The following is a 13,899-nucleotide window of genomic DNA, read 5'->3' on the forward strand; positions in this document are numbered from 1 at the left end:
AAAAGTACTCCTATTGGCTAGAGATGGGCAAGGAATCTCTTTGGTAGTTGAAGTAATCGATATCTACATATCCTCCCGGTTCTTGGGTAGCATAATTGTAAATAGCAAAACGACTGCCCATAAAGTGTTTCCTGTAATCATATATCATTTGAAAGTCGGTACCTATTTTTATCCAGTTCTTGTTATCCAAACTGTAATAAAATGTAGCAATATCCTTTTTCGGGCTAAAATCGCAGTCTATACGCAAATATACAATATCCTGCTTCAACTCAACACGTTCTTTTTCATCTTTATCGATACCCAAAATCACTCTTTCATGTTCTCCCAAATAAATAACACTTATTGACATGGCCAGATATTTCTTACCGTCTTCCTTAAGTACCGATAGCAATCCTGCATGACCATTAAAGGCACTAAATCCTGCTATATCACCATCCTTCATTGCAGAAACATCCATTGAGATGGTTCCAGTACATTTAGGACCTTCGGTACGTTGTGACAAAGTGTTACGGGCTTCAAATACATTATCAACCACTTTACCGGTTTTCAGACGCATATATCCGGGACGTTCTGTAAGCGACCATAAACGGTTGTCCGGATTATGATTCCATTGCCAGTTATAAGGCAGTTTAGTTTCCTTAAAATCATCGCTAATGACTAATGATTTCTCCGGATATCCGCTAACCGGCTTTTTCATGACTTTGGCTACTTTACCCTCGTTATCTCCCAACATAGGCCACCCGTCTTCCCAACGACAAGGCATAATTACAGGCGTACGTCCAACAGCACCATGATCCTGAAATAAAAAGCCATACCAATCACCGTCTTTCGTATCGACAATACATCCCTGTGCAACTCCTGCTCCTGCCAAGTCAATTGTATCAGAAAGTATGACTTTCGATTCATAAGGTCCTTCTATCTTGTCGGAACGGAAACAGAGTTCCGTACGGATACCGCCCTGAGGCCACCATATCAGAAACATGTAATACTTACCATTAAGTTTCATCAAATGGGTTCCTTCCAATAATCCGGGATATCCCATTTTATCACCATCAATCACTTCTACATTCAGTCCTTCAGGTTGCACATCAGACAAATCATCCTTAAGCTCCCTGATACGTATCTTCCCGCCTCCATGCGCCAGATACACTTTCCCATTGTCATCGAAAAGTAAGGAAGCATCATGATGACCGGCATTCAACTCGCCAATCTTCTTCCACTTTCCTGCAGGATTATCCGTAGAATAAATATAAGATTTCGAAGGTCTGTTTGTAGCAAAGAAAGCATAGAATCTGCCATTATGATAACGCAAGGAAGACGCCCATTGTCCATGGCCATACACTGTTCCCCCTTCAAGATCATACAACGGGCTATCTTTATTCTCATCAAACAAGTAACTAATAATCTCCCAGTTTACCAAATCTTTCGATCTCATCACCGGAGCTCCCGGCATCAGGTGCATAGTGGTACTAATCATGTAATAATCATTATCTACCCTAATTACATCGACATCGGGAACATCCGCAAAGATTACCGGATTTGTAAATGTTACTTTTTCTACCTTCGCCGCACTACAACTCATCAAGATGCATGCAACTAAAACAAATAAAATTTTCATGTGGGTTTCCTTTTATCATTTTCCATTCTTATCCAGTCATCAATAATCTCTTGTTCAACTGCCGTTTTAGGTACTTTATACAGAAATCCTTCTACCCGATAGTCAACACCATTTTGGGTGTATTCATACCAAATATCAAAAAGCTTTATATCCGGCAAATAAGTACCTCCTCCACTCTTCAGTTCAAATTTATTCCAACTTGACATCGTCACTGTATTGTCTTGTTCATTTACAGTCAGTGTCATGGTTGTAGTTTGCAGGTAATCGAGATTCTCATTAGAGTCGTGGAACATCCTCACAGTATTGGCATTCGTCGCTGTCAATCCCCTGTATAATAAGTAAGGAGCTTCTGATTTATCTTGCAGATTCTTCTTGGTTCCATTCATATAATAATTTCCCGAATATTCATTAACCAACTTAACACGGGCAAGTAAAACCGTATCTATGCTAGTCCTCTTCTCATAACCGGAAACACTTTTAATACTGAAAGGAAGCATATAAAGAGAATCGCAATGAAGCTGTTCCGGATAAATATAGATAGGAAGCAAGCCTGTAGCTTGTCCCACTTTTATCGTTATTTCACTTTGTGGATACTCATAAGCACTTTGCGGAAGATGTCTGTTCTGAATAGCGGTAACTGACAAATTCTCCTTGTTGTATCTATCAATCAGCCCTTCTTCTTCCTGAAGTGTAACCTTAATATCATTACCCGGATAATGGGATCCGCTTATAGAAACGGAAACGTAAATAGTATCCTTGTCGTATGAGTAATTCACATATTCATCTTTCACCAAATCAATGGAACGGGTTAAGTATATAAACCTGTCGTATTGTTCCTCATTGATTGGGTATTCACTGCATCCTGCTATAAAAAACATAGCAATAAAGCACAAAATGGATTGTATGGTTTTCATTTCATTGTCTTATTTAATATAAATAATAATACCCTATTATCTCCAACCAGGATTCTGAACCAATTTATAATTTTTGTCCATAACGCTTCGTGGTATAGGATAAAAATACATCTTCTGACTGAACGTACGACGATAAATTTTTTGTTGGTCAAGAACAACCGGCGTATAAAATTTCTCGCGTTCACTGGTACGTGCGGCTACATTACATCCCATCATGCGAGTATCAATACGCTCCTGTGCAATGCCCCAACGACGTAGATCGTGATATCTGTGAGACTCAAAAGCAAATTCTACTTGGCGTTCTTGCTCTATAAGTTGACGCATACGTGTTTTGTCTCCCGCATCGGCAGTGGTAATTCCCGGAAGTCCCGCCCGATAGCGCACCTGATTGAAGCAACGTACCATTTCATTAATATCACGGCTAACCGTAACATCATCATCGGGGTTATCCGGATTTTTAGTATCAGTATAGTTACCTTCCATTTCATTCATGGCTTCTACATATCCTAACAAAACTTCAGCATAACGTATAACAGGCATTACTTTCTTTGTAATCAGATTGCCAGCTCTGAGATGATCTTCTTGGTGTATAAACTTACGGCAAGTATAACCTGTATGGTTATAGTCTGAAGGAATACTTCCTGCCGCCCCGGTACCATCCTTGTAATATGTTACTTCATAATTGATCAAAGAAGAATTTTCCGTATAAGAAGTACCAGGCCAAATACAATGATTATATCCTATAGAAGCATAGAAACGCGGTTCTCGATTTACATCACGTTTGGCAACATTAGCTCCAATGACATAATTTCCCGAGAAGTTAATCCGATTACCAATAGGTTCCCAAGAGCGTTCTTGCTCCGTACCTTCATTATATTGCCTACCGTCCGCCCACCGATATTGTTCAACCATTGCCAGCGGAATGTTGAAACCATTAATACCACTTAAACTGGTCGGTGTTCCTAAACGTATTGTCTCAGTATTCCATACGCGAACATAATAAATAAGTTCTTGGTTTTGAGAAGAAAACGTTGTTCCATCGAATATATCTTTGTAAGAAAGATAGGGATCAATATCTCCGGCACCATCCGGGAAGGCAGCAGCAGATACTGTCTTTGGTAATGGCAATGTGTTATCTTCACGGGGTACGGTATGCAGTTTATAGAGATTCAAGTTCATTACTTCTTTGAAAGCAGCTGCTGCTTTCCCCCAGCGTTCCGGCTCATATTGTTGTGAAATAAAGTTTTTTCCATCCGTACGTACCCAACTGCTATAACGTGTATTTCCATTATACCAGGGACTGGCTTGATGAAGACGCATACGTGCCCGCAATGCAAGTGCCGCTCCACTAGTAGGTGCATATTCAAAAGCAAGCTCACGCACCGCAGGTAAAAGTTCTGCCGCCTTTTCCAAATTCTGACATATATACTCAGCACAATCATCCCAAGTATCCCGCTCCTGCATAACCTTCTCAGCCGGGGTATCAGTATCAAAAGCATTTTCAGGTAGAACTGGTATGGGACCGTAATGTCTTAGTAAAGTGAAATAAAAATATGCGCGCAGAAAATAAACCCGACCTGCATAGTCACGCCGTTCCATGTCGGATAGCTCTTTACACTCATTAATACGCCCAATTACAATATTGGTTTTACGAATCCCTTTGTACATTTTACTCCATAAGTCACCAAAAGCCCAATGTTCAGGAGTGACATCGTCCAGCAGCAAATACATACCAGTTTGACCACCATCTTCCCAAGAAGCAAACCACTCATCCGCTGCTTGTCCGGCAGGTGTCGAAGCAGAGCGATGCGGACTTTCTTCAGTCGGCAAAAAAGGAAGTATGCCGTTGACATATTCCATTAGTTTTATTCTGGAACTGAATACCGAGTCGATCGTAGTACGGTCATAGATATATTCATCTATGTCCAAATAGCCCTGACAAGAATGAAATGTCATGCTCAACACAAACATGATCAAAAGCAAACCGGTACTTATGATTGATAATCTATTTTTTTTCATGATTCATCTTTTTTAAAATTTCAGTAGAGCTTGAAGTGTATAAACACGTTGTAATGGGTATCTCATGCCTTTATCTTTTCCTTGAGCGGGATCATAGAGTCCTACTTTATCCCAAACATGCAAGTTGTCGCCGATAAAACTTAAAGTGGCACTTTGCAAACCAATACGTTGTAACCATTTTGTTTTCAACTGATAAGACACCTGTACGTTTTTCAAACGGATATAGCTACCATCGACCATCCAAAAAGTAGATTGTTGATAGTTGTTTGCATTACTTCCATATGATAAACGTGGAAAGCGTGCATTGGGATTCTCTGTTGACGGATCACCAGAGAATGATGCCGGAGTCCAACGATTCTTCTGGTCGGCTACCATTTGCAGCACATTTCCTGTACTTTCTCCTAAGAATGGGAAATAACCTGCACCGCCATAAAAATAGCTAACCCGTCCCATACCTTCAAAGAAGATATTGATATTCCAATTTTTCCAATTGAATTCAGCAGCAAAGCCATAATTCAAGCCGGGATCCTGACTGTTTTTAAGTGGAACTGCATCATCCCAGTTAATCTGTCCATCTCCATTCACATCCCTATATTTTATATCACCCGGTCTTACATCATTGGAGAAAGTTTGTCGGGGACTATTAAGTATCTCGTCCTCATCCTTGAAAAGTCCTTCGGCAATCAGTCCACGATTAATCCAAGCCTGATACCCTACAGCTGTTTGATAGGGATAACGAATCGTATTTTCTTCGAACTTCAATACCTTATTATCTGAAAGGGTTAGATTGGCACGTAATACCAAATAGGTGTCTTTATTTAACGGTTGGGTATAAGATATATTACCATCGATTCCTTTACTTTCCATTTCACCCACATTGGCCCAAGGCAAGGATACCAAACCCATTTCTTCAGGTACACTTGCTCGCTGTTGGAAAATACCGGTACGTTTATCTTTAAAGATATCCACTGTCAGGTCAATACGTTGATTGAACATCTTAAAATCAAAACCCAAATTAAACTTTTTCGATTTTTCCCATCGCAAGTTACTAGCACCTACTTGAATTTCATCAATGGTACCGGCAGATGGATTCCAATCAGTAGTTGCATTTTTCCGTTCCATAATAGTCAGATAAGGGAAACGTACAGAATCATCCCAGGTAAGTTTATCATTACCTACCACTCCATAGGAAAGTCTCAACTTTAAGAAATCGATAAAAGGCATATTATCTTTTACGAATTGGTATTGAGAAGGTACCCACGCCAATGATACAGCCGGGAATACTCCAAACTTCTTTCCATTTTCGAAAGCTTCAGAACCAGTATATCCGATATTTCCTTCAACCATATAGGTATCTTTATAAGAATAAGTGGCACGAGATGATAGTGCTACATACCGTCTAGGAATAGCTGTAAGGTCAGTATAGAATTCGGAACTACTTTTGTCTTCTAAGTTAAAGTTAAGCAATCCTGTAACCCGGTGATCTCCAAAGGCACGTTCGTAATTGGCACGTGCTTCAAAATAATAGGTTTTCTTCACCTGCGTCCAATGGCTATATTCAGGATCAGCACCTTCCACTGTTGTTTTCATATCCAACTCTCCATCACGTTTTCTACCGGAAGCATAATATAAGGTGGGAGTCTTGCTACGATAAGAAGTCATTTCATTATCAGCATTCATGTGGAAAAGCACACTAGCTGAAAGTCCTTTGGTCAGCTTACCCAAATCCTGACGGAATTGGACATTCAATTTGTTTGTATTTCGGTAGAACTTCCGGTATCCGGTATAATTAAGCAATACATACGGACTTTGTTGGTCATTGTTACGTCCATAAGCCGGCAACTGCCCCGTTGTATATACAAGTGGTACAGTTACAGGGGTCATATTCGCTTGAGCTATCCATAGCAAATCACTATTATCTCCGTATCCGGGGAAATTTTGATTGACAATAACAGTTTCAAGTCCTAACACAAGATTCGTAGTCGGTGTCATGTTTACATCTACATTCGCCCGGAAGTTGTATTTATTGTAATTGACATTCGTATTATATGGGTTTACACCTTTATCTTGTTTAAATAATGCATCTTTAGTTTGAATGCCCAAACTTAAATAATAACGGGCATTAGGTCCTCCACCCGATGCACTAAGATGATGCTGCTGGTTCCAAGTATAATCTCGGAGAATCACGTCGCGCCAGTTTATGTTTGGATATAAGTCAGGATCCAATCCGGTTTCAAAAAGAGACAACTCAGCATCAGTATATATAGGACGTTGGTCGCGTACAACCCGCGCCTCGTTAGCTAAACGAGCATAGTCATGTGCATCTACATATTTGGGCATACGGGGAGAATGGGAGAAACTGACATTACTTTTGACATCTATCCTAAGTTTTCCTGCTACGCCTCGTTTGGTCGTTACAAGTACAACTCCGTTAGCACCTTTCATACCATAAACCGCCGTTGCCGAAGCATCCTTCAGAATAGAGAAGCTTTCAATATCAGCCGGATCCAAATCATTCAAATTTCCTTCAACTCCATCAATTAAAACAAGCGCCGATGAACCTGCACCAAATGTACTGATACCACGTATCCAAAATTCAGAGAAATCATTTCCTGGTTCCCCACTACGGGTGATAGCAATGATACCCGGCACACGTCCGCCAAGCATATTGCTTACAGAAGATGAAGGAACCTGCAAATTGGCTACCTCCACATTTGTCACGGCTCCGGTCACAGAAACTTTACGTTGGGTACCACGGCCTACTACTACGACTTCATCAATCATATTAGCTGTTTCCTTTAAGGTAATACTCATACGTTTATCAGTATTATTGACACGAATTTCTGCGCTATCATATCCAATAAAAGAGAAAACCAATGTTTGTCCCTTTTTCAATCCAGTTACTTGAAATCTTCCGTCTAAATCAGTTATAGCACCATGTCCCGGGGCTTCTTTTACACTGACAGATACTCCAATCATTTCTTCTCCACTCTCTGTCATCACCATACCAGCCACCGTTACATTTCCGTCTTGTGCATGAAGTATGTTCACAAAGAAAGTTAGCAGGCTTATTATAAGAATGCTTATTTTTATTTTCATAATATATACGTATTAGTCAGTTGTTATTCAATTGCATATTTGCGTATCTGTCCCTCGTCCATTCCCGCTATAATAAAGTTCTCATCTGCATCCAACTTTATAGAAACGGGTAAATAGAATACTGATTCCAACGGTTTGCCATTTAGAGTCGGGCGAATATCCCAAGGGGCATGCGAAACTCCGGCTACATGTTCTACGAATCCGGATTTCAACCAAATCTTCTGAATAATTGAATTTCCAATATTACCTACATATACATTTCCTTCACTATCAGCACATATACCAACCGGTTCGGTAAATTGAGCTTCTTTCAATCGATCTCCGCCAGAACTTCCTGATGCATTAAATCCTGCGTAGCGTTCCGACTTCCACTCATTAGTCGTTTTATCCTGCCATATTTTAATAACTCCATGCTGATTACGCCAAGTCGCATAAAAACAATCTGAGTATTTACAATAACACATTCTGGTCTGCTCATCCCCTCCACCTTCCGTTTGTGTCAAAAGTTCAAAAGGTATTCCTTCGGTTTCGAGATCAAATCGTCCGAAATTACCATTCTGATCGCGTGCATACAGATATCTCCAATCTGCTCCATATGTGATAGACATTACTTTTCCACTCAGTTCAGGTGTATCTCCACGAACTTGAATTGGTACCCAACCACCACTACGGGTTGCTTTGAAAAGTCTCCGATTATCTACATTGATAAAATAAGCTTCTTCACCTGTTTGACTGGCAGCTCCTTCGCCAAGAGATTGTCCCCAAAAGCCATAAATAGTAGCTACTTTTTCATCTTCAAGAGAAACTAAACGGAAACTATTTTTTCCACTTGCTTCCAGAATATTACCTCCGGCAACAATCGTTATCCCTCTCATATAAGTGAAAGTAGCATCGCCAAGTGAACCGTCTTTACAAGGGCCATCGCTACCTGCTGTCCAGTTTGAGATTTCTTCCATTTTACCTGTAATAGTAACTATGTACTGATTTTGTCGATAACGGTAAATCAAATCCGTCACAATACTATCCTCACCCAAAACAACAGTCATTCTATTATATCCATCGGGTTGTTTGGGTACAATGCCATGCAATGCATGTCCGTCAGTTCTTAGCAGTAAAGCCTTCTTATCACCAAAATAGACTCTCATGTCGTCAATATTGGCTCCCAGATTACCTTCTATTATAAAGCTGTCATCAATTCGCCCTGTTAAGGGTTTCATGTCCGTTACCTCCTTCGGTTGGGAAGGATCATACTTGTTTTCCACAACGGGAAACTTTTCTATTACTTCGCTTGAGTTACATGCAGCTAGAAATAGAAAAGACAACAAAAGCAAATGTTTTTCTTTAGTTTTCATCGGTTCAACACATTAATTTGAAAGTTGACTAATAAAAGATTTAATTAACACAATATGTAGAGTTCATTAATTTCAGTTTATCCCTGAAAACAAGTATTAAATCGGGTTACAACAAAAGTAGAGGGAACTGCAATAATTCGGGTTTGCCAGCTAATATTAAAGGTTTGATAGCTAATATTAAGAGTTCGATGGCTAGTATTAAGGGTTTGATGGCTAGTATCAAGAATTTATTAAATGAATTTAAAGATTAGACGATGAAAAACAATAGGTCCTGTTTGTGTTATCGGAACGCATGATGTGTTTCCCCTAAACAGACTATCTGTTTACCTCAAACGCATCATCCGTTTGCTCTGAACAGACCATCCGTTTTGCCACACCTCAACGTCCCGAATGCCGGGGATTTTCGTCAAAACCACAGAGGTTTTCAATGCAAATGCCAGCCATTTCACCTGCTAAAGTGTGGCATTTCGGGAGATAAAGTGTGGCATTCGGGGAGCAAACATGAAGCACTTCAAACAAGAAGACGTGAGGAAAAAAAGAAACGGAAAAGCAATGTCAAGCGTTTCAACAATTAGTTTTATGTGAGTTCAATCAAATAAATTACGTCGAACTCACGATATTAATATAGTGTCAGCAAGATATTAACATCGTGTAAGCAAGATATTAATATCATGTAAACAAAGTATTAATTCACTGTATTACAAATCATTAATCCTTCAAAAGAAGAGATAAAGCAAGAAAAACAAGGTGTAGGCAAATTTTGCCTACACCTTTTCAATTTGCTTCCACAGCACCTGTAATACCGATGAATAAGGCGATTCAGAAAACCGGTGTAAGTGTGGAAGCAGAATGCACAAAACTCTGTGTAGAATAAAACACACTCATCCTGTGTATTTACTAGGACTCTGCCCAAACATTTTCTTGAATGCCGTGCTAAAGTACTTAGTATCAGAGAAGCCGGTCAGTACGGCAACCTCCATTACATTGTATTGCTGGGTAACTAATAATTCAGCCGCTTTTTTCAGACGGATGATACGAATGAAATCGTTAGGAGCTTGTCCGGAGATAGCCTTCAACTTGTTATACAAAGATGAACGACTCATTGCCATTTCGAAACATAACTCATTGATAGAAAATTCAAAATCACTCATACGTTCTTCTATCAAATGAACTATTTTATTCATAAACTCTTTATCAAGCGTACTGATATATTCAGCTTCTTCATGGGAAGCATGGGAGGATACCACAATATCCCTTATTTTCTGACGATTGCGCAAAAGGTTACGGATGCGCGCCTTGAGGATAGAAATATCAAAAGGCTTCGTGATATAATCGTCTGCTCCATCATCCAGCCCTTTCACGATGTTTTCTTTTTCGGTAAGTGCAGATAACAGGATAACCGGTATATGACTTGTCTCCACTGAGGCTTTTAGAATTTTACACATGGCATCTCCATTAAGCCTTGGCATCATTATATCTGAAATAATAATATCCGGATTTTCTTCAGCAACTTTCTCTAATACTTCCATCCCATCTACAGCCTCAACTACAATATAGTTTCTGCCCAAAGAATTTTTAAGATAGCTACGCATGTCTTCGTTATCCTCTGCAAGCATTACTTTTACCTGAGTATCTGTTATTTCAGCACATGTTTCAGTTTTTTCTTCTTCAATAACCTGTACTTTAGGCACTTCATTCATTATGAATTCTTCCAATTTGTTATTGCGTACGAAATAGTCATTCCCTTTATGGAAAGAGAGTTTAAATTCAGTACCGGTTCCTTCTTTACTATTGAATGTAATTTCACCATGATGGAGTTTAACTAACTTTTTTGTCAGTAATAATCCAATGCCGCTTCCGGTTTCTTTAGAATTGATGGCATTCCGTGCTCTAAAGAATTGCTTAAATAAATATTTCTGTTCAGATTGCGGTATACCAATACCTGAATCTTTTACGGAGATATACCACTTCTTATCATCTTCGGTAAGTGTTATATCGATATTTCCTCCTTCGGGAGTATACTTAATGGCATTTGATAAAAGATTATTCAGTATCCGGTCCATTTTTTCACGGTCGAACCAAACATGAACCGGTCCTTTACTTTGGGTATGAAAGAGAAGAGTTTGTTGTTTGTGGCTTGCTTCAACAGAGAATTGAACCACTTTCTCACGCAAATAGTTTAATAATTCGTTTTTCGATACTATAAGGCGAAGTGCCGACATATCCGTTTTTTGAATGTCAAGAAGCTGGGAAATCATGTGAGACAAGCGATCTACATTTTTAACAGCAATATCAAGAATCGATTTACCTTCGGTGGTAAGTTCCTTCCTTTCTACAAGTTCACTTAGCGGAGCCTTTACCAAAGCCACAGGAGTACGTATGTCATGAGCTATATTAATAAAAAATTGTATTCTATCTTTCGAATTCTGTTTATCTACTTTGTTTTTAATATATTGTACAATAAAACGTATAGTAATCAACACAAGAATAAAGTAGAACAGAAGTGCCCAAGTAGATGCCCAGAATGGTTCTCCTATTTCAATATTGATATATCTTTCTTCTATTACTTCTTTAGAATCCTTATCTACAGCTTTCAATCTGAATGTATATTTACCCGGATTGATATTGGTGTAGTTCACCATTTTATTATAGGTACGAAACCATTGACTATCAAAACCATCAAGGGTATAAAGATATTCAACATGATTCGGATAATTAAAATTGATAGAAGAAAAAGTGAATGAAAATGAATTTTGATTATAAGTAAGTTTTATGTCGGACGTTTCATCGATAGATGCTTGTAATGGGGAATCTCCTCCTATTTTTACCGAGTTGTAATATAGTTTGAAATCCGTAAATATCAATTTGCTTTTAGTAACTTTGGAAGGTTCATTACTTGGAGAAAGTTCAACAGCACCATTTATACTACCAAACATGATATTTCCATTCTTGCGTTTGTAGGCTACATGATGATTATAACTCATATTGTTCAAACCAAGATATTCCCCCATCTCAACAACTCTTTCTGATTGAAGGTCAAGATAAGAAAGATTGTGTGAGGTAGTAAACCAAAGTCTTCCAAAATCATCGCCTTCAATACCACAAATATCATTGGACATTAATCCGTTATCTGTATTAAAATTCTTTATCTTCCCATTTTGCGGATTATAACACACTAATCCGTTTCCTTCACTTCCTATCCAAATATTTTCAGAATTTACCATGTATAAAGAGCGCATGGATCTAGTAGGTATATCTTTTAAGCCTAAATCTTGAATAACACGGAAATTAGCCGTCTTCTTATTCAAAAGGATCGGATTCCCCATTGTACCACAAAACATGATTGAATCATTCAATTTTATAAAAGAACCGGTAACTTCTGCACGATAATAACGAAAAGTGTGCTCATCTATATTGTATTCCGTCAATCCTTCCGGTGAACCTCCAAACCAAATAGTAGAATCTTCCGCATAAATTGAGTATACATAATCAGTAGGAATTCCTTTTTTTGTATTATTGCTATTTTGGCTAAACGATTGAACATGCCCACTCTTTTTATCTATATAAAATACTCCTATGCCGTATCCACCAACCCATATCCGATGTTTTTTATCTTCCGCCAATGCCAAAATGACCTTCCTGTCTTCCATATTATTCAGGAAATGTTTCCACTTATCCTCTTTTTCATTGTAACAACTTACTCCATTGTTAGTTCCATACCATATATCTCCATCAGAATCTTCAAAAATAACATTGACACAGTTATTTATCAGGGAATTGTTATTATTGTATTCATGACGGATTATTTTTACATCCGATTTATTAGGATCAATGACGGTTATCCCATTACTGTAAGTAGCAACCCATATACATTTAGTTTCATCCACCAATATATCATAAACCGTATTCCCCCTCAACCCTTCTATGGCGTTATCATTGGCTATATAGCTATGAATAAGCTGGTAATTGCTGGGATTAATAGCAAACACTCCCCCTCCGTCAACTCCAACCAAGATACATTCTTTGTCGTAAATTTTAATAGACCTAATAGGTTTATTGGGTATTGCAGTATTTAATTGCAGACATTCATCACTTTGTTTATTCAAGACATGTACGCCATGGGATTCCGTACCGATATATAGTTTATAGTTATAATATAAAAGAGATTCCACTTTTCCGCAATGAATGGTCTGCTTATTGTCTTCTACAATGGAAAATATAGAATTCCCTTCATCACGAATAGTGAATACTCCATTCTGGGTACCAATAAAGTATTCATTATAATTTTTATTGATAACACAAGTAGGGGTACTATTCATCGCCAGATAAATATTCGTCAAGTTATTGTTTTGTAGATTGTAAATGAACTGCCCTTGAGCAGTGCTCAGCCATATTCTATCAAAAGCATCAAAATAAATGCTATTCAAAAAGCAAATACCCGCTAGTGAATCGGGCAAGTTTATTCTCAATTCAAAATCATCTAACTTTTTATTATAACTGTATACTCTTCCATCATTCAAACTCACCCATATTCGACCTTGCCTGTCAGTCTCCATGTGTGAAAAAGTGGTATAGTTTTCGTAGGTTATCCCATTATGAGTAAATTTATAATTCCTCACCTCCGACCCATCATAGCGGTCGATCCCTTTATAGGTCAAGAACCACATAAATCCGGTATAATCTGTTTTGATCTGATATATTCGATGACTACTCAATCCGTTTTCGATATTCAGATATTTGAAATATTGCGCTGATACATTTATAAACGCACAAGCTGACAAAAACAATAATACAATGAAATGTTTCATACCACCTTTGCTATTTTGTAACATTAATAACCAAAAATACGATTCTAACTATATATACAGAGTTTGCTATCTGTTATTCTTTTATTGAT

Annotated in this window: 6 protein-coding genes; all 6 read right to left on the minus strand. The window is 38.3% G+C overall.

Annotation, left to right across the window (positions count from 1 at the left end; translation table 11 throughout):
* Positions 1 to 10 precede the first annotated feature (10 nt).
* Positions 11 to 1,618, minus strand: coding sequence for a glycoside hydrolase 43 family protein (locus Q1W14_RS04400; RefSeq protein ID WP_300699577.1), 1,608 nt, complete (start codon positions 1,616 to 1,618; stop codon positions 11 to 13).
* Positions 1,615 to 2,532 (minus strand): DUF4361 domain-containing protein, encoded by a 918-nt coding sequence (locus Q1W14_RS04405; protein WP_300699578.1) that lies wholly within the window; start codon positions 2,530 to 2,532, stop codon positions 1,615 to 1,617. Before Q1W14_RS04405 ends, Q1W14_RS04400 begins: the two co-directional genes overlap by 4 nt.
* Before the next feature lie 36 nt (positions 2,533 to 2,568).
* On the minus strand, positions 2,569 to 4,551 hold the full coding sequence (locus tag Q1W14_RS04410) for a RagB/SusD family nutrient uptake outer membrane protein (RefSeq protein ID WP_300699579.1): 1,983 nt from the start codon (positions 4,549 to 4,551) through the stop codon (positions 2,569 to 2,571).
* A 12-nt stretch (positions 4,552 to 4,563) separates the two neighbouring features.
* A complete protein-coding gene (locus Q1W14_RS04415) occupies positions 4,564 to 7,650 on the minus strand; it encodes a TonB-dependent receptor (protein WP_300699580.1) in 3,087 nt (1,028 codons plus the stop codon).
* A gap of 23 nt (positions 7,651 to 7,673) precedes the next feature.
* On the minus strand, positions 7,674 to 9,002 hold the full coding sequence (locus tag Q1W14_RS04420) for a hypothetical protein (protein ID WP_300699581.1): 1,329 nt from the start codon (positions 9,000 to 9,002) through the stop codon (positions 7,674 to 7,676).
* Between the two features lie 881 nt (positions 9,003 to 9,883).
* Complete coding sequence (locus Q1W14_RS04425) at positions 9,884 to 13,810, minus strand: ATP-binding protein (RefSeq protein WP_300699582.1); 3,927 nt, start codon at positions 13,808 to 13,810, stop codon at positions 9,884 to 9,886.
* Between the last annotated feature and the right edge of the window lie 89 nt (positions 13,811 to 13,899).

The organism is Bacteroides sp. (assembly GCF_030151085.1).
In the GTDB taxonomy this organism is placed as follows: Bacteria; Bacteroidota; Bacteroidia; order Bacteroidales; family Bacteroidaceae; genus Bacteroides.

What these genes read in the sequence shown, in the direction of transcription:
- Q1W14_RS04400 (WP_300699577.1), bottom strand. Translation starts at nt 1,618, where the DNA reads ATGAAAATTTTATTTGTTTTAGTTGCATGCATCTTGATGAGTTGTAGT.
- Q1W14_RS04405 (WP_300699578.1), bottom strand. Translation starts at nt 2,532, where the DNA reads ATGAAAACCATACAATCCATTTTGTGCTTTATTGCTATGTTTTTTATA.
- Q1W14_RS04410 (WP_300699579.1), bottom strand. Translation starts at nt 4,551, where the DNA reads ATGAAAAAAAATAGATTATCAATCATAAGTACCGGTTTGCTTTTGATC.
- Q1W14_RS04415 (WP_300699580.1), bottom strand. Translation starts at nt 7,650, where the DNA reads ATGAAAATAAAAATAAGCATTCTTATAATAAGCCTGCTAACTTTCTTT.
- Q1W14_RS04420 (WP_300699581.1), bottom strand. Translation starts at nt 9,002, where the DNA reads ATGAAAACTAAAGAAAAACATTTGCTTTTGTTGTCTTTTCTATTTCTA.
- Q1W14_RS04425 (WP_300699582.1), bottom strand. Translation starts at nt 13,810, where the DNA reads ATGAAACATTTCATTGTATTATTGTTTTTGTCAGCTTGTGCGTTTATA.